The sequence below is a fragment of the Nocardia canadensis genome (assembly GCF_032656385.1).
Taxonomy (GTDB): Bacteria; Actinomycetota; Actinomycetes; order Mycobacteriales; family Mycobacteriaceae; genus Nocardia; species Nocardia canadensis.
This window is the reverse complement of record NZ_JAVCWB010000006.1, coordinates 56,849-82,700: the sequence shown is the minus strand read 5'-3', so window position 1 is coordinate 82,700 and position 25,852 is coordinate 56,849. Positions and strand designations below refer to the sequence as shown.

Genomic DNA, 25,852 nt, shown 5'->3' with positions numbered 1-25,852 from the left:
TGCCGATACGGCATCGGGCGACGCGGAGAGAACAAAGGACATGTCGATGACATCGGGGCGTTCGGCCGCGCGGATCCTCTCGCGCGACGATGTCGTCCGCGGGGCGATCCGCGCCATCGGCCGCGACGGCGCGCAGGTGACGATGGGGGCGATCGCGGCCGAAGTGGGCGTCGCGAAGCCACGGCTGTACCGGATGTTCACCGACAAGTCCGACCTGGACCGGGCGGTCGCGGACTGGCTGGTCGACCAGATCTACCGGGCGGTGGCGCCGGATCTGTCACTGATGATGCAGACCCGCAGGGCGACCGTGCACCAGTTCCTGACCGCCGCCACCGAGGTCGTGCTCACCCACCCGAACGTGTTCCGCTACGTCGCGATCACCCAGAGCATCCCGCCCGGCGACGGCTCGGCCCGCCCGCTCGACGTGGGCAGGCGGCTGTCCGGCGACCTCGCCGAACGCACCAGAACGCTCTTCGCCGCGGTCGGGCTGGACACCGACGGCGTCGATCACCTGGCCCGTGGCATCGTCGGCTTCCTCGTCGCGGTCACCGACCTGTGGCTCGACGTACCGGGCACCCCGGATCCCACCGCCACCCAGGAATTCATCGAGCGCAGCACCGACTCGGTCTGTCAGCTCCTGGACGGCTTTCTGCGCGGCAAGGGCGTCACCGTCGACCCGGATCAGCCCGTCGTCGAAACCCTCGCCGCGATCTCCCAGGGTCTCCCCCAGGCTTGATGCCGCGCTCAGCCGCGCTGGTGGCGGCTCTCGTAGGCGGCGCGCTCGGCGTCGGCGCGGCGGCGTTCGGCCTCGTCGGCCAGTTCCGGATCGAAGCCGTGGCTGACCAGACGGTGACGCCGGTAGACGTAGACCAGGGCGACGGTGAAGTAGACCAGCGGCAGATAGAGCAGGGCCATCATCGACAGCCCCATCCAGAGCGGGCCCGGGACCAGCAGGAACAGGCACAGGATCGGCAGGACGGGCAGCAGGAAGCGCATCAGGTAGCGGCGGGTGGCGCCGGGACCGGTCAGGTCGGCCAGGACCCAGTCCGACATCGAGGGCGGCAGGGTGCCGCCGGTGACGTAGCGCACGCGCTGCCAGAGATTGGGGGTCGAGGCGGTCATTGGTGCTCCCTCACGTCCGATGCGCGTCGCGCGGCCGCGTTGACCCGGCCGAGGACATCGCGCAATTCTTCCAGATCGGCCAGACTCACGCCCAGCCGGTCGACGACGGCGGGCGGGATCTGTTCGGCCTGCCGACGCAGGTCACGACCCGCGTCGGTGAGATCGATGTGCAGCGTCCGCTCGTCGTGCGGATCACGGCGGCGAGTGATGAGACCGGCCGACTCGAGCCGCTTGAGCAGCGGCGACAGCGTCGCCGAGTCGAGCTGGATCGCCTCGGCGACCGCCTTGACCGACATCGGCGCCTCGCCCCACAGGGCCAGCATCACCAGGTACTGCGGATGGGTCAGGCCGAGCGGTTCGAGCAGCGGCCGGTAGACCGCCAGCACCGATCGGTTGGCCACCGCCAGGGCGAAACACACCTGCCGGTCGAGCCGCAACGGGTCGTCGAGCTCCTGCATGGTCCACCGCCTTCCTTCGTCCACACACTATTGTGCCACTAATAGTTGGTGCAATAACTATTAGTGGCGTCACAGACCGTGCGGCCGAGGGCGCTGCTGGTCAGTCCTCGTCGACGAGCGGCTCCCCGGCGGCGGCGCGACGGACCTTCTCGCGGCCGTTGTCCTCCTCGGTACGACCCTGGCGCCAGTAGCCGGTGAAGGTGATCGCGCGCTTATCGAAACCACGGTCGCGCACGAGGTTGCGCCGAGCGAGCTTCACCAGCTCGGCCTCGCCGGAGATCCACGCGTAGGGCACCGCCGCCGGAAGCTCGGCGGAGCACACCGCGTCCACCAAGGCCGCGCCGTGCGGGCGATCGCCGCGATGCACCCACTGGACGCGCACGTCACCGCGCGTGTCGAACCGCTGCTCGTCGGTCGGTCCGGCGACCTCGATGAACGCGCGCACCGACGCCGCGACGTCGAGGCGTTCGACGATCGCGCCGATGGCCGGAATCGCGGTCTCGTCACCGATCAGCAACTGCCAGGCGGGATCCGGCGGTGGAGCGTAAAGCGCGTGCGGCGGGCACAGCAGCCCGATCTCGTCGCCGGGCGCCGCGGTCGACGCCCAGTCGGAGGCGGGGCCGGCGTGCTCGGCGTGCAGCGCGAAATCGATGTCCAGCTCACCGATCTCGGGTCGTTGCGCCCGGATGGTGTAGGTGCGCATCGGCGGGCGGATCTCGTCGGGCATGGCGAGATACCGCTGATACCAACTCATCACGCTGCCGGAGTCGTCCAGCGGCGGCGGCACGACGGGGCGCGACTGGCCGGGCAGCGGGAAGAACAGCTTCGTGTACTGATCCGGCCCGGTGTCGCCGAGCGCGGCCGGGTTCGCACAGCGGAGGGTGATGCGCACCATGCGCGGGGTCAGCCGCACCGTGCGGCACACCCGCAGCGGCGCGTAGACCATGGTCGGACGGGACACAGTCTCGATTGCCATTAGGCAAGGCTAACCTATCAAATGGCAACCGGGCACTCTCTAGTCGATCGCGAGCCCCGAGATGAGCTGCTCGATGACCCCACGAACGGCCGTCATGTCCTCCGCGTCGCCGGAATTCGCGAGGTACTGCGCCGCCTCGTCCAGCGCACCCACCACCACCAGCGCCAGCGGCCGCACCGGCTGCTTGCGGATCCGCCCGGCGGCCATCGCCCCGGCCAGCGCGTTCTCCACCAGCCCGATCGTGTGCCGCAACTCGATCTCGCGCCACCGGCTCCACCCGAGCACCGCGGGCGCGTCCAGCAGCGCGATCCGCTGCACCTCGGTGGCGGTCGAGGCCTGCAACCACGCCAGGCAGCCGACGATCAGGCTCGCGATCGGATCCGCTTCGCGCGCCGCGGCGACCGCGCCGGCGATCACCTCGACCAGGCTGCGTTCGAGATCCTCGAAGACCGCTTCGAACAGATCCTTCTTCTCGGCGAACTGGTGATACAGCGCGCCACGACTGACCCCGGCGGCCTCGGCGACCGCGATGGTACTGACCGCGCCATAACCGAACTGCCCGAACAATTCTCGCCCGGCACGGATCACCGCGGCGCGCGTGGCGGCCGAGCGCTCGGCTTGGGTACGGCGATCAGGGTTCATGGCGACGTCGAAGTCTAGGGCAGCACGACGGCGGCGGCCGATCGAGGCCCTTCGCCCCTTGACCGGTCATCCACCGTCCGGGAACATACAGTCATCCTGTTTGTATCTTAGAAGGGGCCGGCCACCATGTCCGATGCCACCAAGGATCTGTTCGAGCGCTACCACGCCTGCTGGGCCGACCGCGACCCCGATCGGATCGTCGCCCTGCACACGACCGATTCGATCTTCCACCTGCATTCCGGCGGCGCGCCTGCGCACGGGCGGGCCGAGATCCGCACCGCCGCGGCACAGACCTTCGCCCTGGTCCCCGATCTGACCTTCACCCAGGTCGATCTCCGGGTCGGCGACGACTTCTGGGTGGTGCGCTGGAAGCTGTCCGGCACCTCCGTCACCGGCGGCACCGTCGACGTGGACATCGCGGACATGGTGCTGGTCGAGGACGGCGCGGTGAAGGAGAAGCACACCTACGTGGACGGGGTCGCCATGCAGGCCGCTCTGGCCGCGCCCGCCGAGATCTCCTGAGCCACGGGGTATTCGCCGGTGGGTCCGCCCCGCCGGCGACACTCGTCAGTGCTGCTGGTTCGCGTGCTCGATCGCCGAAAGCACCGCGGCGGTGACGGTTTCGGGGGCTTCCACCATGACCAGGTGCCCGGCGTCGTCGACGACGATGTCGCGCACCGGCCGCAGCGTCGTGTTCAGCCGCGCGCCCGCGGGGGCCGAGAGTACCCGGTTGCGCGCGCCCCAGACGGTGGTGATCGGCGGGAAGTCCGGCGGCGGGACGAACTCGTCGAGGATGGCCAGGCGCGGGATCTCCCGGGCGATCGCGGCGGTCACCATCAGCCTGCGCGGCTCGGTCCAGCTCGACCGCAGATGCCGGGCGGTCTCGTCGGTGTGCGCGCCGCCCGCGCCGAGTTGCTCGGCCACGATCAGCCCGGCGATCGGGCCGGGGATGCGCACCATCGACAGCAGCGAGTCCAGGCGTACGTGCTTGCCCACCAGCGCCGCCCAGCCGGTCCTGGTCGGTTTCACCGTGGCCGGGGTCAGCGGGCTGCTGAGCACCAGCGACCGCACCAGGTCCGGACGCGCCTGGGTGAACAGCAGCGACAGCGCGCTGCCGAAGCAGTGCCCGACCAGCGTGACCTCGCGCAGATCCAGTGCGGCGAAGACCGCCTCGACCATGGCGAGGTAGTTCTCCAGGGTGTAGCCGTCGTCGGGGGCGTCCGATGCGCCGTAGCCGATCAGGTCGATCGCGACGACCCGGTGCGAGGACCGCAAGGCCTCGTACTGCGCCCGCCAGATGGTGCGATCGCCGCCGAGATTGTGCAGGAAGACGATCGCCGGACCCGATCCCGCCACGTCGTAGGCGATCGAGGTTCCACCGATATCGAGACGTGGCATCCGCGATGCCTCCTTCCCCACACCACATCGTCGTGGTGTGGTCACGGTAACTCGAGGCAGACGGCCGATTCGGGCGAACTCTCAGACCGGCAGCAGGCCGTCGGACACCAATTGATCACGGATGGCCTCGGTGAGCTGTTCGGTCAACGGGTCCAGCGGGGTCGCCGGCAGCGGCAGCCCGTCCTCCACGCGCGTCTGGACGAGGGCGTGCGCCAGGGCGAGGAACTCCCCGGATCGGACCGTGCCCCAGGTCCTGGCCACGATCGCGCGGGTCGAGGGCGTCGGGTGCACGGGGCGCCGCCGCCACCGGTGCAGGTCGGTGTGGACCGCGGCATTGAGGCGGCGGTCGGCCGCGAGGTACTCGACGCGGTGCCGCTCCGCGATCGCCTCGGGCGACACCCGCGGATAGAGGTACTCGCACAGCACGGCGTGGCGGGCGTCCTCGCGCGCGGTGTTCCGCAGGGCGGCGACGGTGCGCGGTGACGGTAGCCCACTGCCGTGGACGGCACGCCAGTCGGCGCGCAGATCGTCGAGGATGCGGGCTTCGGCGACGGCCACGCGGCCGGTGAGTTCGGCGGCCTCGGCATCGATGCGGGCAGCGCGGGCGGAGGTCGTGAATTCGGCGCCGCCGAGCCAATTCTCGTGAATTCGGGCCACTTCGGACCGAACATAGGGGTCGATATTCCGGCGCGAGGGCCTCGGCCTGCATTCCTGCGCGGCTCTGTTCCGATGATTCTCCGGTGCGTTCATTCCGATTCCCCAGTAGTGCGTCGATCGATCCGGGAATCACCTTCCCAGGGCTCCACCATCGGTGCCCTCGTCCCGGACCGCACACGGTTCGGTGCAACGCTGTGGGCATTCACAGCGGACCACGCCGGAATTACGGCTTCGGCAGGCCCAGCTGCGCGCAGGCGCGCAGCGCCACCTCGATGTCTAGCCTGCGCTCGGCGAGTGGATGCCCCAGCAGCTCTTCGGCTTTGCGCACCCGGTAGTGCACGGTGTTCTTGTGCACGTGCAGCCGGGCCGCGGCGTCGGTGTAGCTGCCGCGCGCGTCGAGGAACGCCCGGACCGTCTCGCGCAGCCGCGCGGCCGCCTCGTCCTCGGCCATCAGTCCGCCCAGCACCCGGCTCGCCCACTCCTGCACCGCGGGCACGCGGTCGGTGAACAGTGCCGACAGCGCCACGTCGGCGTATCCGGTGAGCCCGTGCGTGCGGGTGGCCAGCGCGACGGTGCGGGCCCGCTGCGCGTCCCGGCAGGTCTGGCGGAAGCCCTCCAGGCCGGTGGCCGGATCACCCAGGGCCACCGACAGGTTCGGGTGCGCGCGCAGATCGCGGACCAGGCCCTCGGTGTCGAGCACCGGCTTGCCCGCCGAGGAGATCCAGACCCACCGGCTGTAGTCGTCGACCTCGACGGTCATCGGGGTCTTGCCGGTGGCGGCGGCCACCAGCGCGGTCCCCGCGCGCAGGACCGCGCCGGGGTCACGCGTGCCCGGCGGGGTCCACAGCACCGCGAACTGCTGCCAGCCACGCAGCGAGACGCCCAGCATCTGCTCGGCCGAGGCCACATCCAGATCGTCGGCGTCGAGCACCGCGCGGACCTGAGCGGCGCGGGCGGCATCGGTGCGCGCGTCCCAGCGACGGCGTTCGCTCTCGTAGATGTCGATCAGGCCCTCGATCACCTGATCGATGTAGCCGTTGACGAGGTCGGCGATGCGGGCGGCGGTGGCCAGGGCGACGTCGGTGGGCGGGTTCAGTTCGGTCAGCAGGGTCATCGTCCACTGCACGAACATGTGCTCGCCGAGCCGGTAGGCGCGCAGCAGCGCTTCCAGCGACAGGTCGTGCTGGGCGAAGCGGCGCGCGTATTCGGCGGCGGCGGGCGGCACGGTGATGTCGTCGAGGCCGATGGCCAGGGTGAGCATGTCCAGGATCGCGGCGAGGTTGGACTCGGTGCTGGCCACCATCAGTCTGCGCACCTCGTCGTCGTGCCGGAATTCCGGGATGACCTCGACGAACATCGAGGTCATCGTCGGCGCCAGCCGGTCCAGGTCCGCCTTGATCCGGCCCGCCACCGCACGGACGAGGGGATCGTTGTCGTCGGCCATGGCCGCAGACAGTACCCCCGGCGGCCCACCGGACGGCGCTGTTTGTGCTCGTGGCACAACACCGCGCCGCAATGCTGGGCCGCGGGCCCGTAGGCGGCGCCGGATCCGGCCCCTACCTTGGGACATGTAATCCAGATCACATCCGTCACGGTGAGGAATCATGCGACACATCGCCGAATTGCCCGAGGTCAGAGCCACCACCGATCCGCACGGACACGCCGTGGCCGACGACGCGACCAGCCTGTCGAACGCGCAGTTCCACGCGCGGGTCGAGGCCGCCGCGTCGGTGCTGCACCGGGCGGGTGTGCGGGCCGACGACGTCGTCGCCGTCGTGCTGCCCAACCGGGTGGAACTCGTGGTGATCCTGTTCGCCGCCTGGCGGCTCGGCGCCGCGGTCACGCCCGTCAATCCCGGGCTCACCGATGACGACATCCGGTACCAGATCCAGGATTCGGGCGCCGAGGTCGTGATCGGCGAGCCCGGGCGGGCGGGTATCACCCTCGATGTCGCCGACCTCGCCCGGTCCGCGGGCCCGGTCGCCGTCGCGGCGCCCATCAACAGCCTGGCGTTGATCATCTACACCAGCGGCACCACCGGCAGGCCCAAGGGCGTGCTGCTCGGTCACGAGAACCTCGCCGCCATGTGCACGATGATCATCGGCGCGCTCGGCCTGGACGCGACCGACCACAGCCTGCTGATCCTGCCGCTGTTCCACGTCAACGGCATCGTGGTCAGCGTGCTGTCGCCGCTGCTGGCGGGCGGACGCACCACCATCGCGGGCCGGTTCTCCGCGTCCGGGTTCGTCGACACCGTTGCCCGGATCCGGCCCACCTATTTCTCGGCGGTGCCCGCGATCTACGCGATGCTGGTGGCCCAGCCCGACGGCGAGCACCCCGACACGTCCTCGCTGCGGCTGGCGATCTGCGGCGCGGCACCCATGCCGGCCGAGCTCATCGATCGCTTCCAGCGGCGCTACGGCGTGCCGATCGTCGAGGGCTACGGCCTGTCCGAGGGCACCTGCGCGTCCACCCTGAATCCGGTGGTGGGACAGCGCAAACCGGGCACGGTCGGTCTCCCGCTGCCCGGTCAGACGGTGGCGATCATGGATCCCGAGGGCGCGCTGTCGGCACCCGGCGAACCCGGTGAGGTCGTCGTCCGCGGGCCGAATGTCATGCGGGGCTATCTCGGCAAGCCCGCCGAGACCGCGGCCACCGTCGTGGACGGGTGGCTGCGCACCGGCGATGTCGGCTACTTCGACGCCGACGGTTACCTGGTCCTGGTCGACCGGATCAAGGACATGATCATCCGCGGCGGCGAGAACCTGTACCCCAAGGAGATCGAGAACGCCCTCTACCGGCACCCGGCGGTCCACGAGGCCGCGGTCGTCGGGGTGCCCGACCCCGTGCTCGGCGAAGTGCCGGTCGCCCATGTGGTGGCCGCGCCGCGGGCCACCGTCACCGCCGAGGAGCTCACCGAGCACTGCCGGGCGGAGCTGGCCGCGTTCAAGGTGCCCGCCGCGATCGTGCTCACGGCCGAGATGCCGCGTAATCCGGTCGGCAAGATCGACAAGAAGCAGCTGCGGATACTCGCCACGCGCGGCTGAGCGCCACTGCGCCGCAATTCGATTCGAACGAAAGTCGGACTTTCGGTCGCGGTCCGCCGCGCCCGCGAGCAGAAGGAAAGGAACAGCGCCATGGGCTTCAAGACGGGAGATTTCCCGCCGGTGGATACCGAGACATTTCTGGATCTGCCATTGCGCGAACGTGTTCGGACGCTGGCGTTGCACTGGGCCGAATACGGCTTCGGCACGCCGAAGATGATCCACACCATCTACATCATGAAATTGCTGGTGCTCTACATGCTCGGCGGCGTACTGGTGGCGACCGCGACGTCGGGCACCGGGCCGTTCTGGGATATCGCGCAGTGGTGGAACCAGCCGATCGTCTACCAGAAGCTGGTCCTGTGGACGGTGCTGCTCGAGGCGATCGGTGTCGCCGGTTCCTGGGGGCCGCTGGCGGGCAAGTTCAAGCCGATGACCGGCGGCGCGCTGTATTTCGCCCGGCGCGGCAGCATCAGGCTGCGGCCGTGGCATCGGGTGCCGTTCACCGACGGCAACTCCCGCACCCTGCTCGACGTGGGTCTCTATCTCGGCTTCCTCGCGTCGCTGCTGGTCGCGCTGCTGGCACCGGGCAAGACCACCGCGTCACTGCTGGAAGCCCTGCCGGACAACACGTCCGGGCTGGTTCGGCCCGCCCTGCTGATCGCGCCGATCGTGCTGTACGTGCTGTGCGGCCTGCGCGACAAGACGATCTTCCTGGCGGCCCGGGGCGAGCAGTACCTGCCCGCGCTGTTGTTCTTCGCGGTGCTGCCGTTCACCGACATGATCATCGCGGCGAAGCTGCTGATCGTGATCGTGTGGGTCGGCGCCGGGGTGTCCAAATTCGGCAAGCACTTCACCAATGTGGTGCCGCCGATGGTGTCCAACAGCCCGTCGATGCCGTTCCGGTCGATCAAGCGCGCGCACTACCGCGACTTCCCGCACGACATCCGCCCGTCGGGGCTGGCCTCGTTCATGGCCCACGTCGGCGGCACCACCGTCGAGGTGGTCACCCCGATCGTGCTGCTGTTCACCACCAACCACTGGCTGAACCTGGCCGGCGTCGCGATGATGGTGATCTTCCACCTGTTCATCACCTCGACCTTCCCGCTGGCGGTGCCGCTGGAGTGGAACATCCTGTTCGCCTACCTGACCGTGTTCCTGTTCCTCGGCTTCCCGAACTCGGCGGGCTACGGCGTGTTCGACATGTCCTCGCCGTGGCTGACGGTGGCGATCGCGGCGGGTCTCGCGTTCTTCCCGGTGCTGGGCAATCTGCGCCCGGACCTGGTGTCGTTCCTGCCGTCCATGCGCCAGTACGCGGGCAACTGGGCCTCGGCGCTGTGGGCCTTCTCCCCCGGCGCGGAGGCGAAGCTCAACACCATCGCGCACCGGCCCGCCGACAACCAGATCGACCAACTGCTGGCCATGGGCTACCCGCCGGAGGTCGCCGAGATCACCATGCAGCAGACCATCGCCTGGCGGTCGATGCACAGTCAGGGCCGCGGCCTGTTCTCGCTGCTGTACAAGCACGTTCCCGCGCTGGACAGCTGGACGGTGCGCGAGGCCGAGTTCGCCTGTAACTCGCTGATCGGCTTCAATTTCGGCGACGGTCACCTGCACAACCTCGATCTGATCGACGCGGTGCAGGCCCGGGTCGGGTTCGCACCGGGAGAATGGATCGTGGTGTGGGTGGAGTCGCAGCCGATCCACCGCGGCACCCAGCAGTACATGGTGGTCGACGCCGCGCTCGGCGTGCTCGAGCGCGGTACCTGGGAGGTCGCCGACGCGGTGGCCGCGCTGCCGTGGCTGCCGGACGGCCCCATCCCGCACCGGGTGACCTGGCGACGCGAAGACGTCACCGGCACGATCACCCCGCAGCACGACACCGCGGGCCAGTCGGCCGAGTAGGAGAGGACGAGTCGATGACGACGGCGACAGTGGTCGGTAGCGGCCCCAACGGGTTGGCCGCGGCCATCACCCTGGCCATGGCCGGGGTGGCGGTGACGGTGCTCGAGGCGGCGGACACGATCGGTGGCGGTACCCGCTCGAGCGAGGCGATCGTGCCCGGTCTGCTGCACGACCACTGCTCGGCCATCCACCCGATGGCCGTGGGGTCGCCGTTCCTGCGGCGGATCGATCTCGAGCGATACGGTCTGCGCTGGGCGTGGGCCGACCTCGACTGCGTACATCCGCTCGACGACGGCAGCGCCGGGGTCCTGCACCGGTCGGTCACCGAGACCGCCGCCGGTCTCGGCGCCGACGAACGGCTGTGGCGCGCCCTGTTCGAGCGGACGGTCGCCGGCTACGACGAGACCGGCGCCGACATCATGCGGCCGCTGCTGCGGCTCCCCCGGCATCCGTTCCGGCTGGCGCGCTTCGGCATTCCCGCGACGGCGCCCGCGTCCGTGCTGGCGCGGGCCTTCCGCACCGAACCCGGGCGGGCCCTGTTCGGCGGTGTCGCCGCGCACGCGTTCCATCCGCTCGAACGGCCGCTGAGCGCGAGTATTGGGCTCGGCATTCTGACCGCGGGACACCGCTACGGCTGGGCGGTGGCCGTCGGCGGCTCACAGCGGATCGCCGACGGCATGGTGGCCGTCCTGGCCGATCACGGCGGCAAGGTCGAGACCGGGGTGCGGGTGCGGTCGGCCGCCGACCTGCCCGCCTCCGACATCACCGTCTGGGATGTCGCGCCGACCGCGGTCGCCGAGATCCTCGGCGACCGGCTGCCCGTCCGGGTCGCCCGCGCCTATCGTCGATTCCGGTACGGCCCCGGCGCTTTCAAGGTCGACTTCGCCGTCGAGGGCGGCGTCCCGTGGACGGTCGAGGCGGCCCGCCGGGCGGGCACCGTGCATCTCGGGGGCTCGTTCGCCGAGATCGCGGCGGGCGAGCGCGACATCCACGCGGGCCGGATGCCGCAACGCCCGTTCGTCCTGGTCGGCCAGCAGTACCTCGCCGATCCGCAGCGGTCGGTGGGCTCGGTCCACCCGGTGTGGACCTACGCCCACGTCCCCCGCGGCTACACCGGCGACGCCACCGAGGCGATCATCGCCCAGCTCGAACGCTTCGCCCCCGGTTTCCGCGACCGGGTGGTCGGCTCCACCACCCGCACCACCACGGAGTTCGCCGACTACAACCCCAACTACGTCGGCGGCAACATCATGACCGGCGCCAAGGACATCTCCCAGCTGGTCTTCGGCCCACGAAAAACACTGCAGCCGTACGACATCGGTCTCCCCGGCCACTACCTGTGCTCGGCGGCGACCCCACCGGGGCCGGGCGCGCACGGCATGTGTGGCGCCAACGCGGCCGAGCGGGCACTGCGCCGCCTCCGCTGACCGCGCGGCACTCCGATCGGCCTCCGGGCACGCCGGCGGCGGCGCAGGCCCCACCTCCGACGAGTGGTCGGCCCAGTCCGCGGAGCCTTCCTTGTCGGACGATCGACCTGGAGTTCGGCAACCCTGGCGTCGACCGTTTCCGCAGGTGGTAGGTTCGGTTGCCAGCCCATAGCTGGTTGCCGATCCCACTCGGTCAGGAGGTGGTCAGCCGACATGTCCCGCGCATTCGCCGCGCGCTGGGCCGCGCAGCTGCTCGCCGCCGCCGACGACGCCGCGCCCCCGGAGCGGCTCGTGGCCGAGCTCGCGGCCTGGACCGATCGACTGCTGGCCGCCCTCGCCACCGGGCGTCCCGATCCCGCCGTCGCCGAGCGGGCCGGAGCCGCCGTGCACGACCTCGGCTGCGCCGATCCGGTGGCCATCGCCCGGTCGATGCCGATCCTGCAGGCCATGACCGAGGCGACCGGCGCCGATACGGCGGCGTTCGGCACCCTCGCGGGTGGATTCGGGCAGGGCTTCGCGCGGGCACTGGCGCAGGCGGCCACGCCCGCTACCGAGGGGCTGGAGGCGGCGTTCCGGCACGCGTCCATCGCCATCTCCATCGGCGACGCCTACGGCAACATCATCAACGCCAATCCCGCCTTCGAGCGGCTGACCGGCAAGACCCTGGCCGAGCTCCAGGGCACCTCGGGCTTCGATCTGGCCGAGGAGGAGGTGCACCAGGCCAGGGAGCGCGTCCACGGCGAACTCGAACGCTCCGAGACCGGCACCATCCGGATCGAAGGCGAATACGTGCGCCCCGACGGTAGCGAAGGCTGGGCGAACTGGACGGTCACCCGGTGCGTCTCCGCCTCCGGCGGCAGCTACCTGCTCGGCTTCGGCGAGGACACCACCGAGCGGCGTACCACCACCGAACGCCTGCACTGGCAGGCCCACCACGACCCACTCACCGCCCTGGCCAACCGCAGGCATCTGCTCGCCCAGCTCGACACCCTGATCACCGAGGCGGCGCCGGACGACATCGCCGCGGTGTGCGCGCTGGACATGGACGGCTTCAAGGAGATCAACGACGCCTTCGGGCACACCGTCGGCGACAGCCTGCTCATCGAGGTCGCCGCGCGCATGCAGGCCTGCCTCGATCCCGAGACCGATGTGCTCGCGCGTATCGGTGGCGACGAGTTCATCGCGGTGCTGCCACCCCCGGCCGACGAGGCACGCATCCAGCGCACCGTCGATCTGCTCCACGCCGCCGTCGACGAACCCTTCGTGGTCGCCGAGCACGAGATCCAGATCACCATCAGCCTCGGCGCGATCTTCGCGCGGATCGCCGGCGCCGAGCCCCGCGACCTGCTGACCGCCGCCGACAACTGCCTCTACGCGGCCAAGGCACTCGGCAAGAACCGCTGGATCCTGCGGCACTGGGATCCGGTCGGCACCGGTTCCTGATCGATCCCCCAGAGGTGGTGCGGCGCAACGGGTCTGCGGGATCCGTCGGCCACACCACCGCCACGAACACTATCAATAATGTTGCACAGCAACATAATTCGAGTTCGCGGGAAACGCCTCCCGGCTAGGGGTTCATGCGGTAGGCGCCGGCCAGCGAGCGGGCCTCGGTGAGCACCCGGTCGAAGCGCGCGTCGTCGACGACGGGCCGACGGACCAGGTCGAGCGCGCGGCGCTGCTGGGCGGGCGTCGCAGTGGGCTTGTTGTGCAGCGTCACCGCGTTCGCGGAGAAGGTGCGCACGAAGCCGTCGAAGATCTGGTCGAGCACCGAGGCGTCGGTGCCGTCGATGCGCGCCTGTTCCAGGATCAGCTGAGCGTAGGGCACCGCGGTGAACAACTCGCCGAGGGCGAACAGGAAGTCGACATCCTGGCGCTGCGCGGCCGTCGGCCCCGCCGCGGCCAGCAGGCCCTGCAGCGCGCGCACCTGCTCCAGGAACACCGCCACGTTCGGCACGTCGCGGAAGCCCTCGAAGACCGGCCGCCAGTCGGCGAAGCGGATCCGGCCGAGGCCACTGCTCGGACCCTGGCGGAACAGGAACTCGTCGTCGGCGGGGTCGCGCCGGGTCGGCACCGGAGCGTAGCCGGCACTGGCGAATTCGGCGCGCAGCGGCTTCACCACCGCGCCGAGTCGCGGCGCGAGCTTGCGGCTCGACCAGCTCAGCGCGTTGGTCACCGCCCGCGCGGCACCGGCGGGAGCCACCGCGGCGCCGGGAATCGATTGCAGCGCGGCCAGTCCCGCGTCGGCCGGGTGGAACATGTAGTTGGCCATGAACTTCAGCGACAGCGCCATGTTCACGTGCACGGTGCCCTCGAGCCGCGGCAGGCCGAACATGGCCGTCATCGCGACCGGGAAGTACATGTCGTTCTCGAAACCGCGCGCGGCGATGACGTCGGCGAGATCCTCGATGACGCGCTGCCCCTGCCGGGTCACCGACATCTTCTCGATGGCGTTGAACAGCAGGTAGCGACGATCCTGCGGCGAGGCCGAGCGCATGTAGTCGATCGCACGCTCGCTGTAGAGCTTCATCGCGACGATGCGCGCGTAGGAGTCGGCGATCAGCGAGCGCACCTGTGGAAACTCGGTCACCCTGTGCCCGAACAGGATCCGGTTCTCGGCGTGATCGATCGCCTCGTAGAAGGAGTGCTCACAGGCGCCGATGGCGCCGAAGCCGAGGTTGAACTTGCCGACGTTGACGGTGTTCATCGCCGCGTGGAAGGCGTCCTCACCACGATGCAGGATGTCGGCCTCGGCGACCGGGTAGTTGTCCAGCTCGAAGGCCGCGACGTAGATCTGGCTGTTGACCACGTTGCGCCGCAGCTTGTAGGCCGGGTGCTGACTGTCGGCGACGAAGAACAGATACCCCTCGTAATCCGCTTCGGTCGGCTTGGCGGTCAGCGCCTCGGCGCTGTCGATGATCGGCTTGTCGGAACGGCGGCCGAACACCGAGACCATCGAAGCCAGGTTGCCGTTGCCGATGTAGTGCTTGGCGCCGGTGGCCGAGTACCCCCCGTCGGGCTGCGGGTCGACGATCATGTCGGTGGAGTACACGTCGGCGCCGTGCGCCTTCTCCGAGAGCCCGAAGGCGAAGATCTCCCCGGAGTCGAGCTGGGCGGCCGCCTTCTTCTTGGCCGCGGCGTTGCCGCTCTGCCAGATCGGCCCGAGGCCCAGGATGGTGACCTGCCAGACGTACCAGTAGGTCATGCCGTAGAAGCCGAAGATCTGGCTGAGCACGGCGTTGCGGCCGGTGTCCCAGCGCTTGTTCGGGTCGCCGTCGGCCTCGGCGGCCGGGGTCAGGAACGTCGCGAACAGGCGCTCGCGCTTGACGAAGTCCAAGAAGTCCGCGGGCCAGACCTGCTCTTTGTCGTCCTGGAGCAGCCGGACCTTGCCGCGGGCCTCGAACCAGTCGACGACCGCGTGCAGCAGCCTGCGGGTCTCCGGGTCGAACTGGGCGAAATCGCAGCTCTTCGGGTTGAACAGGACCTGGGGCATCGTCGGCTCCTCGTGCGGGCGTCCAGCGTTGTCGGACGCTTCATTCATGAATGTAGCATTTATCTACACATGTGTAGGAAGCTGTCGGCGATTGCTATCGTGGTGCGATGGGTAGCGAGTCGGCCGTGCGGCGGCGAGAACGGGCGGCACATCTGGGTCCGGAGCGGCGGCGCCCCCAGGTCCTCGACGCCGCGCTGGCGATCGCGGCCGAGCAGGGTATCGCCGCGGTGACCATGGGGGCGATCGCCGAGCACATGGGCGTGACCAGGCCGGTCGTCTACGCCTGCTTCCCGGATCGGGTCCAGCTGATCGACGCGCTGATCGAGCGCGAGGAGGCCTTCCTCGTCTCCGGCGTGCTCGACGTCCTGCCACCGCGCGCGACCGACGCCGACGAGACGGTCTTCGTCGAGGGCTATCGCGCGCTGCTGCACAAGGTGGCGAGCAGGCCCGCCGCGTGGCGACTGCTGTACGGCAATCCCGATCCCGCGGTCGCCGCGTCCTTCGGCCGGGGCCGGACCCTGGCGATCGCGCGCTGCACCGAGTTGCTGCGCCCGACGCTGCACGCCTGGGGCACCGTCGATGCCGAACACAAGCTGCCCGCCCTGGTGGAGCTGTGGGTCTCGGCCGGCGAGGGCGCGGTGCGGACCCTGTTCACCAGCGGATCCGGCTGGGCGCCCGACGAACTCGGGGCCTTCGTCGGCGCGGCCGTCTACCGGGCCATGCGCGCCGCCTGAGCCTCCGCCCGTTCCCGCTCGGCGACCTCGGCCGCCAGCCAGGTGCCCATCATGCGGGCGGTCATCGTGATGGCGTCGGCCCGCTCCGCCGCGGTGACCTCGACCGCGGCGGCGCGCACGACGGCGGCGAACCCGGTGTTGATGAAGACGAAGGCCACCGTGTCGAGGTAGCCGTCGTCGGCGGGACCGAGCCCCTGGATCAGCACGACCTTGACGATCAGCCGCAGCCGCTGTTCGAACTGCGGCAGTCCGGTGCTGTAGAACTGCACGCCGCCGATCAGGGCGCGCAGCAGCGCGGAATTCGCGACGAGGATGTCGCTGAAGATCCCGAGGATCTCACCGACCACGCGCGTGCAGTACTCGGCCGAGGCCTCGCTTACCGAGTCCGAGAACTCGAAAGCCCGGGCGGTGAAGCCGTGTTCGAGATCGGCCAGCAGGCGATCGAGCAGCTCGTCGACGATGACCGAGCGGTCCGCGAAGTACCGGTACAGGGTGCCGATGCTGACCCCCGCTTCGGCCGCGATGCGATTGGTCGAGGTCTGCGCGACACCGTGCGAGCCGAACAATTCCGCGGCGGTGTCGAGAATGTGATCCCGAGTCTCTTTCGCGCGATCCTGGGAGGGCTGGCGGCGCGGCTGGCTCGGCTGCTTCCGCCGGCGGGTTGCTTTGGGCGGCATTCACTGACCTCCACATTTCACGCCCGGGACCTGAAGCGCTCCCCAGAATAGGAGAACCGTCCACCGCACGGCGGCGGCTCCGGCTGTTCCACGTGACAGATCGGCCGGGCCGCCATGGTGAATTCGTCCAACTCCCTGTGACGTTTCCCTCCCGCGACAGCCCGCGCCCTAGTGTCTGGACGGTGTTGGAACAGACCACCGACGGCAGCGAGGCCGGGTTCGATTTCGACGTGCTGATCGTCGGCTCCGGGTTCGGCGGCAGCGTCACCGCGCTGCGACTGGTCGAGAAGGGCTACCGGGTCGGGATCGTCGAGGCGGGCCGCCGGTTCGCCGACTCGGACTTCGCCGCGACGAACTGGGACCTGCGCCGCTACCTGTGGGCCCCGCGGCTCGGCTGCTTCGGCATCCAGCGCGTGCACCGCCTGCGCGACTGTTTCATCCTGGCCGGCGCCGGAGTCGGCGGCGGTTCGCTCAACTACGCCAACACCCTCTACAAGCCGGGACCCGCGTTCTTCGGTGACCGGCAGTGGGCCGACATCACCGACTGGGACGCCGAACTCAGCCCGCACTACGACCAGGCCCGCCGGATGCTCGGTGTGGTCACCAATCCGCATCTCACCCCCGCCGACACCGTCATCCGGGAGGTGGCCGAGGAGATGGGCGTCGGCGACACCGTCGTGCCGACGCCGGTCGGCGTCTATTTCGGCGAGCCGGGCCGCACCGTCGCCGACCCCTACTTCGGCGGGGTCGGCCCCGCCCGCACCGGCTGCGTCGCCTGCGGCGAGTGCATGACCGGCTGCCGCCACGGCGCGAAGAACACCCTGGTCAAGAACTATCTCGGGCTCGCGGAGCAGGCGGGCGCGCAGGTACTTCCGCTGACCACTGTCGAAGCGATCCGGCCGCAGGCCGATGGCAGCTGGCGCGTCGACACCCACCGCACCGGCGCCTGGATCCGCAAGAACCGCACCACCGTGTCGGCTCGGCAGGTGGTCCTGGCGGCTGGCACCTGGGGTACCCAGAACCTGCTGTTCCGCATGCGCGACAAAGCTGTGCTGCCCGGTCTGTCGGACCGGCTCGGGGTGCTGACCCGCACCAACTCCGAGGCCATCCTCGGCGCGGGCCGGACCACCATCGACCCGGAGCGCGATCTCACCGCGGGCGTGGCGATCACCTCCTCGTTCCATCCGACCCCGGACACCCACGTCGAGCCGGTGCGCTACGGCAAGGGCTCCAACGCGATGGGGCTGCTGCAGACCTATCTCGTCGACGGCGGTCACCGCACGCCACGGTGGGCCCGGGTCCTGCTCACCGCCGCGCGGCATCCGGTGCTGACCCCGCGGCTGCTGCGCACCGGCCGATGGAGTGAGCGCACGCTGATCCTGCTGGTGATGCAGAGCCTGGACAACTCGATCACCACCTACACCCGGCGCGGCCTGTTCGGCCGCCGCTTCACCTCCAAACAGGGCTACGGCGAACCGAATCCGTCCTGGATTCCGGCCGGCCACGAGGCCACCCGCCGGGTCGCCGACAAACTCGGCGCGACCGCGGGCAGCACCTGGCCCGACGTGTTCGGCGTTCCGGTCACGGCGCATTTCCTCGGCGGCTGTGTGATCGGAACGGACGCGGACACCGGTGTCATCGATCCGTTCCACCGCGTGCACGGTTATCCCACGCTGAGCATCGTCGACGGGTCGGCCATCTCGGCCAATCTCGGTGTCAATCCCTCGCTCACGATCGCCGCGCAGGCCGAACGCGCGGCGTCGCTGTGGCCCAACAACGGCGAGCCCGACCCGCGCCCACCGATGGGCGTGCCCTACCGGCGGATCGCCCCGGTGGCGCCCGCTCGTCCGGTGGTGCCCGCCACTGCCGCTGCCGCGCTGCGCCTGCCGATCTGGCCGGCGCGCTGAATAGCAGCTCCCAGCAACACATTTCGATAGTCCGACACGGCACTGCTAGGGTGTCCGGGATCGCCGGACAGCGCAGGGCAACGAGCTCGGGCAGGAACCGAGTTCGCCCTTGTTCGTCTCGAAGGGTGCAGCGGTACAACCACTTCGGACAATGAGCAGCGGCGACGCGGCTCGCCGGAGAGACCGGCGGGATGCCGGCCACATGGGCTCTTCGGTCGGTGACGACAAAGGAACCGATGACTCCGACAATCGCGGTGCTCTTGTTCTGCCTTGCCACTCTGGTGCTCCTGGGAGCGGTGACGGTCGCGGTCCTGGCGCTGCGGAACGAACGCCGTGTCCGCCACCGCCTGGACGCGGCCGAACGCGAGCTCTACACCCACGAGGAGGCGATGACGCGGCTGGCCGAGCTCACCCTGCCGCGCATCACCGACGAGATCCGCCGGCACACCGATCCGGTCGTCACCGCGGAAGTCCCGGCGCTGCTCCAGGATTCCCCGTTCGCGCAGAAGCTGGCCAGGACCCATGCCGCCGACCTGCGCCAGCTCCGCCAGGACACCACCACGGCCGTGGAACTGGCCGCCGAGGAGCGTGCCACGGCGCGGGTCGAGGCGGCGGAGGCGGCGGCGCGGGCACAGGTGGCGGCCGACGCCAGGGCAGCGACCAACAGCGCGGTCCGCGCGTTCGGCACCACCGTGGTCAGCCTCGGCGCCGATGTCGGCCAGGTGGTCAGCAACGCGTTGCGGGAGAACCGCAACGACGAGGTCTACGCGATCCTGAGCCGGATCGACCACACCGTGCAGCAGATGATCCGGCAGGCGCAGTCCTACGTCATCGTCTCCGGCGGCCTGCCCGGCAGGCGCTGGCCGCAGCAGACCGTCGACGAGGTGATCGGCGGCGCGACCAGCCGCGTGCGCGACTACCTGCGGATCCGGGCCGGCCACTGCGATCAGGTGATCGTCAGCCGGGCCGTCGAACCGCTCGTCCACACCGTGGCCACACTGCTCGACAACGCGCTGCGCTACTCACCGCCCTCGTCGTTCGTCGACATCACCTTCCAGGAGGGCCACCACGGCGTCACGCTGATCATCGACGACGCGGGCGTGCGGATGAGCCAGGAGCAGATGGAGGAGGCGCGCCAGGTGCTCTCCGGCGAGCGCGTGGTCGACATCAACTCGCTGGGTCCCTCGCCCCGGGTCGGGTTCCCGGGCGTCGCCGCGCTGGCGCGGCGCTACGGCTTCGCGGCCTATGTCGACGGACCGAACATCTACGGCGGCACGCGGGCGATGGTCTTCATCCCGGCGGCCCTGCTCGTCGCCGCCGAGCCCGAGCCGCGCCCGATCGAGGCCGAACCCGTCGCGCGCGAGCAGGTCGCGATCACCGCCGAGGCCGAGTCGACCGGCAGGCACAGGCCCACGGCGGCACTGCCCGCCGCGCCGGCGCCGGACGACCTCGCCGACAGCCGGACCACCGGCGGGCTCCCCAAACGCAGGCGCAGGGACGTCGCCCCACCCGACGACCGCGCGAACGTTGCCGACACCCCGGGCAGGCCGGAACTCGCCGCCGCCTGGCACAGCGGTTCCCGACACGGCCGCGCCGCGGCCGCGCAATCGACGGAAGGGCAGGACATCCGATGAGCACTCCCCTCGCAGACAGCACCAACCGGCTCGCCTGGTTACTCGACGATCTCGAGCTCGACGGTGTGCGCTTCGCGGTGCTGCTGTCCGATGACGGACTGCGCCTGGCCCATTCCGCCGGCATCACCCGCGACGAGGCCGAGCGATTCGCAGCCGCCGCGTCGGGGCTGCGGTCACTGGGCAAGGCGCTCGGCGAGTTCTGCGGCACGGCCGGGAATGCGGTGCGCCAGAACATGACCGAGTACGAGGAAGGCATGGTGCTGATCACCGCGGGTGGCGCGGGTACCCTGCTCGGGGTCGCGACGACCAGCGACGTCGACCTCGCCCTGGTCGCACACCGGATGAACGAACTGGCGGCACGGGTCGGGCGCGAGCTGGGGACGGCACCGCGGCGCAACGATCGGTCTCCCGCGTGACGGCCGACCCGACCCCCCTGCGCGTGCCATCGAGAGGAGAACACGCCGTGCCGCTCGACCTTCCGCTCGACCTCGATCCCACCCGCTGCCCGGTGTCACCGGACTCGCGGGACGGCCAGGATCGCGTGCCGTTGTACTCCCCGGAATTCGCCGCCGACCCGCAGAGCGCCTATCGCGCCATGCGGCATCGCTACGGGTCGCTGGTGCCGGTCGACCTGGTGCCCGGAGTCCCGGCCACCCTCGTGATCGGATATCGCACGGCGGTCCAGATCCTCAACGATCCCGACCATTTCCCGGCCGATCCGCGGATGTGGCAGCGCGACATCCCCGTGGATTGCCCGGTGTATCCGATGATGCGGTACCGCCCCAACGCGATTCGCACCAGCGGGGCCGAACACGTCCGGTATCGGCAGGTGACCGTGGCCGGTCTGGCCGGCGTCGACCTGTACCGGCTGCATCGCACCGTGGAGCAGATCGCGATGCCGGTGATCAACGGCTTCTGCGCCGACGGCACGGCGGATCTGCTGAGCCAGTATGCCTTTCCGGTGATCTTCGCGACGATCAACGCCATGCTCGGCGTGCCCGAGGAGATCGGCGGGCGGGTCGCCACCGGCATGGCGCAGATGTTCGAGGGCGGTGACACCGCGGTGCGCGGCGCGCAGATGCTCGAGGACGCGCTCTACGACCTGGTCCGGCTCAAGCAGGCCACCCCGGGCGACGACATCACCACCCGGCTCGTGCAGCACCCGCAGCAGCTCAACGACGAAGAGCTGATGAACCAGCTGCTGACGATGTACGGCGCGGGCATCGAGCCGATGCTCAACCTGGTGCTCAACACGATCCGGCTGATGCTCACCGATCACCGCTTCGCGGGCAGCCTGTTGGGCGGCAGCCTGTCCACCCGCGACGCGCTCGACGAAGTGCTCTACACCGATCCGCCGATGGCCAACTTCTGCACCACCTACCCGCGCCAGCCGATCCTGGTCGACGACGTGTGGCTGCCCGCCCATCAGCCGGTGGTGATCAGCATGGCCGCCTGCAACAACGATCCCTCGATCGGCAGCGGCGACTTCCTGGACAACCGGGCGCATCTGGCGTGGAGCACGGGCCCGCACGGCTGCCCGGCCAAGTCCCCCGCCTACCTGATCGCGCAGGAGGCGATCGATCAGCTGCTCGACGCGCTGCCCGAGCTGGAACTGGCGGTACCGGAGGCCGAATTGGTCTGGCGGCCCGGGCCTTTCCACCGCGCGCTGGCGGCACTGCCGGTGCGGTTCCCGAGGACGCCACCGCTCGCGGCGCCGACGCGATGAGCGTGGTCCCTGCTCGGCCGGCCGAGCAGGGACCCCTCGGGGCTACTCGCCGTGCACGCGCACCGGCAGGTGCCGGTGCCCGTTGGAGATGAAGCTGGGCACGGTGCCGAGTTCCTCGACCGGCGCTGCCAGGCTCATCGCCGGGAAGCGGTCGAACAGCGCGGGCAGCGAGACCAGTGCCTCGAGCCGGGCCAGCGGCGCGCCGAGGCAGTGATGCACGCCGTAGCCGAAGGCCATGTGGGACTTGTCGGGCCGGGTCGGATCGAACTCGTCGGCGGTCGCGCCGTGCCGCTTCGGGTCACGGCCCGCGCCGGCGTAGCTCGCCAGGATCGCCTCGCCCTGGCCGATGTGGACGCCGTCGATGTCGATGTCGGACACCGCGAACCGCAGCGGCAGGTGCGCGACCGGCGACTCGTAGCGCAGCGTCTCCTCCACGACGTCGGCCCAGGTGATCGCGCCCGCCCGGACCTCGGCGAGCACCGCGGGCCGGGTGAGCAGGGCGGTGATCGCCTGGTCGAGGAGGTTGACGGTGGTCTCGTGTCCGGCCGAGATGACCAGCAGCAGGGTGCCGATCAGTTCTTCCTCGGTGAGCGCGCCGCCCTCGTCCTCGTCGCGCTGGGAGATGAGCACGCTGGTCATGTCGTCGCCGGGGTGCTCGCGCCGGAAGGCCACCAGCTCACCCAGAATCCGGTACATCTCGAGATAGTTGGCCTGCGACTGTTCCGGGGTGAGGGTGGTGTCGAAGATGCCGTCGACGCACGTGCGCAGGCCCGGGTTCAGCGCCTCGGGCACGCCCATCAGCTCCGAGATCACCTGGATCGGCAGCGGATAGGCGAAGTGCTCCCGCAGATCGACGACCTCGCCGCGCGGGGTCGCGGCCAGCTGGTCGAGCAGATCGGTGGTGATCCGCTCGACCTGTTCCCGCATGGCCTCGGTGCGGCGGGCGGTGAACGCGGGCGCCACCAGGCGGCGCAGCCTGCGATGGTCGGCGCCGTAGGCGGTGAACATGTTCGCCACGGCCACCCACAGATACAGGGGCCAGTCGGCCGGGATCTCGCCGGCGACGAACGGCGGCCAGTGCTGCCCGGCGTCCTTGGAGACCCGTGCATCGGTGAGCAGCTTCTCCAGCAGCGCGACATCGGTGACCGACCACGCCTGCACCCCGCCGGGCAGCTCGACCAGCGTGGCCCGACCCTGCTCCCGGATGCGCGCGATCTCGCCCTGGATGTCCTCTCCCGTTGTATCGATTACCAACCGACTCGTCACCGATTCCACCATGAACCTCTCGATCACCGGTGTTTCCCGGACCCCAATGCAGGCGATCGCATCGAAACATACTGCTGGACTGAATCTTCCGATTCGGTTAGCGATGCTACCGGTCAGCGTGTCGGGTCGCAGGGACTCGGGGACAGCGGCATCGAGGCGACCGCCGGCCGGTCGCGCACGTAGGCAAAGACATTCGCGGGCCCTCCGGCGTCCTCCGCTGCGGGCAGACAGGCCCGCAGCCGGTCCAGCGCCGCGTCGAGGCGGTCGTCGGGGCCGTGCTCGGCCAGCAGCACGACGATCGCCTCCCAGGTGCGCCACCCGGGCTCGGGATCGGCCAGCAACTCGTCCAGATAGCGGTCCGGCTCGAGCAACCGCAGCGCCCGGCGCGCGTACACGTGCACCCGCCGGGGCAGGTCGGCGCGCAACGCCTCGATATCGGACGGGCGCACCTGCTGTCCGTCGACCGCGGGATCGACACGCAGCGACCACGGTTCGGTGAATTCGGCCGGTATGCTCCGCGCGTCGACGAGGCCCGGCCCGGTCGCGTCCGCCAGCATCGTGTGCGCGCGACCCGCCCGCTCATGGCACCAGTTGCCGAACTCCCACCACGCGGTCGGTGTGGCACTCACCTCCAGCCCGAAGCGGACCTCCTGCTGTCCGTCCGTCCAGCTCCGCTGGACCCGGCCGCGGCCGACCGACGCCACCCCACCCGCCGCCACCCGCACCCATCTGGCATCCGATCCATGGAAACCGTACGGCTGCAGCAGCTTTCCCACATCCCGCGTCAACCGGCGCAACGCCGAGTCCAGTCCGACCATCCCGGCAGGGTATCCACACCCACCGACAACCCCCCGTGGTCGTCGACGGCTAGGAGGCCTCCTCGACGAGGCCGGTGACGTCCTGGGCGCTCTCGATGCGCAGGGTGAAGCGGAAACCGCACGAGGATTCCAGCGAGGCGGTCCGGCGGTCGCCGCCGGGCGCGCTGCGGACGTCGATGCCGACGTCGAGATCCTCGAGGCCGACGTGGAAGCGCTCGGCCAGCCAGAATTCGGTGTGCCAGGCCGTCTGCCCGGCGAGGACGTCGCCGGAACCGGCGTGGAAGTCGGTGCGGCGCACACAGATCGGGGTGTAGCCGTCGGCGTCGGCGGGGAGGTAGAGGACGACCGGTCCGTGCATGGCGGTCAGCAGTTGCAGCACGTGGCGGGCGTCCTCGGTTGTCTCGATCGCGCGGTGACGGTGGCTCGCGGCACGTACGCGCGGATGCCGTTCACGGCGTCCGGACCCGGCTTGGTAAGGCATGGTGCGCTCCTCGGAGAATCTCGGTTGTCGGGGTCGCCAGACACTATGGGTGGGCAAGGTTGGTCCAGGGTTGGTGCCGATCGAATCTTGCGAAGCCGCGACCCGCCGGTGGAATCCCTCGCGACACGCGGCGTTGACATCGATATGACCCCGACACTCGAGTCGACTCGCCTCTCGATCCTGGATCGTTCCCGCGTCCGGCGCGGGCAGTCCCACGCCGACGCGCTGCGCGAGACCGTCGAGTTCGCCCAGCTCGCCGAGCAGTGGGGATTCCACCGGTTCTGGGTCGCCGAACATCACAGCGTGCCCGGTGTCGCGGGTACCGCCCCGACCGTGCTGGCCGCGGCGGTCGCGGCGGCGACCGACCGGATCCGGGTCGGGACCGGCGGGGTCATGCTGCCCAACCACCAGCCGTTGGTCGTCGCCGAGCAGTTCGGTGTGCTGCAGTCCCTGTTCCCCGGGCGGGTGGACATGGGTCTGGGCCGGTCGGTGGGATTCACCGACGGCGTCCGCCGGGCATTGGCCCACGACCGCGCCGATGCCGAGGATTTCGATGCCGACCTGATCGAACTGCTCGACTACTTCGGCGCGGGCCGTGCCGGCGTGCACGCCGTGGCGGCGGAGGGCACCCGCCTGCCGACCTTCCTGCTGGCGACGAGTTCGGGCGCCGAGCGCGCGGCCCGGTTCGGGCTGCCGCTGGTCATCGCGCAGGTCGGGGGCAGGGCGGCCATGGTGCGGGCGATCGAGCGCTACCGGGCCGAGTTCCGGCCGTCGGCGTGGGCCGAGCAGCCGTATGTGATCGTCTCGGCGACGGTCATGATCGCCGACTCGGCGGCGCAGGCACACCGACTCCTGCTCCCGGAGGCGTGGTCGAGCGCGTATTCGCGCACCCGCGGGGAATTCCCCGCCCTCGTCGCTCCCGAGGAGGTCGATGCCACGACGATGACCGCCCGGCAGCGCGACCTGTTCGAGCGGGCGCTCGAGGACCAGATCCACGGTGCCGAGAGGGAGGTCGCGGACGCCCTGGGACACTTGATTACCCAGTCGGGCGCCGATGAAATCCTCGTACACACCAGTACTTTCGATCGCGCGGCACGGCTGGATTCGCATCGGCGGCTGGCGCGCCTGGCCGGATTGCGTTCCCCGGCCCACTGACTCAGCCCACCGCGGCCTCGGTCCGGGCCCTGGCCAAGATCTCCTCGACGGTCTTCGCGGTGTCTGTTCGCAGGTGTGGCCCCAGAGCCCGAGCTGGGGCGTGTGACAGCGCCGACCGTCGTCGAGGCTCCACCTTCGACGGCGCCCCGGGGCCGCGATGTCGTTCGCGCGGGACCTTTTCCTCTCGCGACAAACTTCACGCCGACCATTGTGCCCCGGCGACAAAAGGTGTGGCCCCGGCGATACATTCCATCCGGAGTTCCTTCGTGAGGTCCCTCACTCCGAAGCCTCGGCAATCCGGCATCCGCCTTGGCCGAGACATCGCGAAGCAGCGA

General features: G+C 70.1%; 24 protein-coding genes. 12 read left to right on the top strand and 12 right to left on the bottom strand.

Annotated elements, in window-relative coordinates:
* The first annotated feature begins 46 nt into the window (after positions 1-46).
* Positions 47-736, top strand: a complete 690-nt coding sequence (locus Q7X29_RS12945) for a TetR/AcrR family transcriptional regulator (RefSeq protein WP_218717860.1) — start codon at positions 47-49, stop codon at positions 734-736.
* A gap of 8 nt (positions 737-744) precedes the next feature.
* Here the strand turns inward: Q7X29_RS12945 and Q7X29_RS12940 are convergent, their stop codons facing one another.
* The 4 genes from Q7X29_RS12940 to Q7X29_RS12925 all read right to left on the bottom strand — a co-directional run bounded on the left by Q7X29_RS12940 (position 745) and on the right by Q7X29_RS12925 (position 3,198).
* Entirely contained in the window at positions 745-1,122 is a 378-nt protein-coding gene (locus Q7X29_RS12940) for a DUF5313 family protein (RefSeq protein WP_218717861.1), read from the bottom strand.
* The gene (locus Q7X29_RS12935; protein WP_218717862.1) at positions 1,119-1,580 is read right to left on the bottom strand and encodes a MarR family winged helix-turn-helix transcriptional regulator; all 462 of its coding nucleotides are present in this window, start codon (positions 1,578-1,580) and stop codon (positions 1,119-1,121) included. Before Q7X29_RS12935 ends, Q7X29_RS12940 begins: the two co-directional genes overlap by 4 nt.
* Before the next feature lie 100 nt (positions 1,581-1,680).
* Positions 1,681-2,556, bottom strand: a complete 876-nt coding sequence (locus tag Q7X29_RS12930) for a siderophore-interacting protein (RefSeq protein WP_316574170.1) — start codon at positions 2,554-2,556, stop codon at positions 1,681-1,683.
* A 39-nt stretch (positions 2,557-2,595) separates the two neighbouring features.
* Complete coding sequence (locus Q7X29_RS12925) at positions 2,596-3,198, bottom strand: TetR/AcrR family transcriptional regulator (RefSeq protein WP_218717863.1); 603 nt, start codon at positions 3,196-3,198, stop codon at positions 2,596-2,598.
* A 126-nt stretch (positions 3,199-3,324) separates the two neighbouring features.
* On the opposite strand from Q7X29_RS12925, the gene Q7X29_RS12920 reads away from it, so the two are divergent.
* Complete coding sequence (locus tag Q7X29_RS12920; RefSeq protein ID WP_218717864.1) at positions 3,325-3,720, top strand: nuclear transport factor 2 family protein; 396 nt, start codon at positions 3,325-3,327, stop codon at positions 3,718-3,720.
* A 45-nt stretch (positions 3,721-3,765) separates the two neighbouring features.
* On the opposite strand, the gene Q7X29_RS12915 is transcribed toward Q7X29_RS12920, so the two are convergent.
* The 3 genes from Q7X29_RS12915 to Q7X29_RS12905 all read right to left on the bottom strand — a co-directional run bounded on the left by Q7X29_RS12915 (position 3,766) and on the right by Q7X29_RS12905 (position 6,697).
* On the bottom strand, positions 3,766-4,596 hold the full coding sequence (locus Q7X29_RS12915) for an alpha/beta fold hydrolase (RefSeq protein ID WP_218717865.1): 831 nt from the start codon (positions 4,594-4,596) through the stop codon (positions 3,766-3,768).
* 81 nt (positions 4,597-4,677) lie between these two features.
* Positions 4,678-5,253, bottom strand: a complete 576-nt coding sequence (locus tag Q7X29_RS12910) for a hypothetical protein (RefSeq protein WP_316574169.1) — start codon at positions 5,251-5,253, stop codon at positions 4,678-4,680.
* A 223-nt stretch (positions 5,254-5,476) separates the two neighbouring features.
* A complete protein-coding gene (locus Q7X29_RS12905) occupies positions 5,477-6,697 on the bottom strand; it encodes a PucR family transcriptional regulator (protein WP_218717867.1) in 1,221 nt (406 codons plus the stop codon).
* Between the two features lie 160 nt (positions 6,698-6,857).
* Between Q7X29_RS12905 and Q7X29_RS12900 the strand changes: the two genes are divergently transcribed.
* From Q7X29_RS12900 to Q7X29_RS12885, 4 genes are all read left to right on the top strand, one after another.
* A complete protein-coding gene (locus tag Q7X29_RS12900; protein WP_218717868.1) occupies positions 6,858-8,300 on the top strand; it encodes a class I adenylate-forming enzyme family protein in 1,443 nt (480 codons plus the stop codon).
* 90 nt (positions 8,301-8,390) lie between these two features.
* The gene (locus Q7X29_RS12895) at positions 8,391-10,202 is read left to right on the top strand and encodes a DUF3556 domain-containing protein (protein ID WP_316574168.1); all 1,812 of its coding nucleotides are present in this window, start codon (positions 8,391-8,393) and stop codon (positions 10,200-10,202) included.
* A gap of 14 nt (positions 10,203-10,216) precedes the next feature.
* Complete coding sequence (locus Q7X29_RS12890) at positions 10,217-11,629, top strand: phytoene desaturase family protein (RefSeq protein WP_218717870.1); 1,413 nt, start codon at positions 10,217-10,219, stop codon at positions 11,627-11,629.
* A 213-nt stretch (positions 11,630-11,842) separates the two neighbouring features.
* Positions 11,843-13,072 (top strand): sensor domain-containing diguanylate cyclase, encoded by a 1,230-nt coding sequence (locus Q7X29_RS12885; protein WP_316574167.1) that lies wholly within the window; start codon positions 11,843-11,845, stop codon positions 13,070-13,072.
* A gap of 124 nt (positions 13,073-13,196) precedes the next feature.
* On the opposite strand, the gene Q7X29_RS12880 is transcribed toward Q7X29_RS12885, so the two are convergent.
* Complete coding sequence (locus Q7X29_RS12880; RefSeq protein ID WP_316574186.1) at positions 13,197-15,119, bottom strand: acyl-CoA dehydrogenase family protein; 1,923 nt, start codon at positions 15,117-15,119, stop codon at positions 13,197-13,199.
* Between the two features lie 107 nt (positions 15,120-15,226).
* Between Q7X29_RS12880 and Q7X29_RS12875 the strand changes: the two genes are divergently transcribed.
* The gene (locus Q7X29_RS12875; RefSeq protein WP_218717873.1) at positions 15,227-15,853 is read left to right on the top strand and encodes a TetR/AcrR family transcriptional regulator; all 627 of its coding nucleotides are present in this window, start codon (positions 15,227-15,229) and stop codon (positions 15,851-15,853) included.
* On the opposite strand, the gene Q7X29_RS12870 is transcribed toward Q7X29_RS12875, so the two are convergent.
* Complete coding sequence (locus Q7X29_RS12870; protein ID WP_316574165.1) at positions 15,829-16,530, bottom strand: TetR/AcrR family transcriptional regulator; 702 nt, start codon at positions 16,528-16,530, stop codon at positions 15,829-15,831. The two genes, Q7X29_RS12875 and Q7X29_RS12870, sit on opposite strands and share 25 nt — an antisense overlap.
* A gap of 182 nt (positions 16,531-16,712) precedes the next feature.
* Here Q7X29_RS12870 and Q7X29_RS12865 point away from each other — a divergent pair, with 182 nt between their 5' ends.
* From Q7X29_RS12865 to Q7X29_RS12850, 4 genes are all read left to right on the top strand, one after another.
* Positions 16,713-18,437 (top strand): GMC oxidoreductase, encoded by a 1,725-nt coding sequence (locus Q7X29_RS12865; RefSeq protein WP_218717875.1) that lies wholly within the window; start codon positions 16,713-16,715, stop codon positions 18,435-18,437.
* A 236-nt stretch (positions 18,438-18,673) separates the two neighbouring features.
* Positions 18,674-20,071 carry an ATP-binding protein gene (locus tag Q7X29_RS12860; RefSeq protein ID WP_316574164.1) on the top strand — a complete coding sequence of 466 codons (1,398 nt, stop codon included), beginning with the start codon at positions 18,674-18,676 and terminating at the stop codon, positions 20,069-20,071.
* Positions 20,068-20,487 carry a roadblock/LC7 domain-containing protein gene (locus Q7X29_RS12855; RefSeq protein ID WP_316574163.1) on the top strand — a complete coding sequence of 140 codons (420 nt, stop codon included), beginning with the start codon at positions 20,068-20,070 and terminating at the stop codon, positions 20,485-20,487. Before Q7X29_RS12860 ends, Q7X29_RS12855 begins: the two co-directional genes overlap by 4 nt.
* Before the next feature lie 47 nt (positions 20,488-20,534).
* Positions 20,535-21,797: a cytochrome P450 gene (locus Q7X29_RS12850; protein WP_394358683.1), complete on the top strand. Its 1,263-nt coding sequence runs from the start codon at positions 20,535-20,537 to the stop codon at positions 21,795-21,797.
* A 42-nt stretch (positions 21,798-21,839) separates the two neighbouring features.
* Here Q7X29_RS12850 and Q7X29_RS12845 read toward each other — a convergent pair whose 3' ends face one another.
* The 3 genes from Q7X29_RS12845 to Q7X29_RS12835 form a co-directional block, all read right to left on the bottom strand.
* Positions 21,840-23,075: a cytochrome P450 family protein gene (locus Q7X29_RS12845; RefSeq protein WP_218717911.1), complete on the bottom strand. Its 1,236-nt coding sequence runs from the start codon at positions 23,073-23,075 to the stop codon at positions 21,840-21,842.
* A gap of 101 nt (positions 23,076-23,176) precedes the next feature.
* Complete coding sequence (locus Q7X29_RS12840; protein ID WP_316574162.1) at positions 23,177-23,881, bottom strand: hypothetical protein; 705 nt, start codon at positions 23,879-23,881, stop codon at positions 23,177-23,179.
* Between the two features lie 49 nt (positions 23,882-23,930).
* Entirely contained in the window at positions 23,931-24,362 is a 432-nt protein-coding gene (locus tag Q7X29_RS12835) for a DUF779 domain-containing protein (protein ID WP_316574161.1), read from the bottom strand.
* 144 nt (positions 24,363-24,506) lie between these two features.
* Here Q7X29_RS12835 and Q7X29_RS12830 point away from each other — a divergent pair, with 144 nt between their 5' ends.
* Complete coding sequence (locus Q7X29_RS12830) at positions 24,507-25,517, top strand: LLM class flavin-dependent oxidoreductase (protein WP_316574160.1); 1,011 nt, start codon at positions 24,507-24,509, stop codon at positions 25,515-25,517.
* Positions 25,518-25,852: the final 335 nt, after the last annotated feature.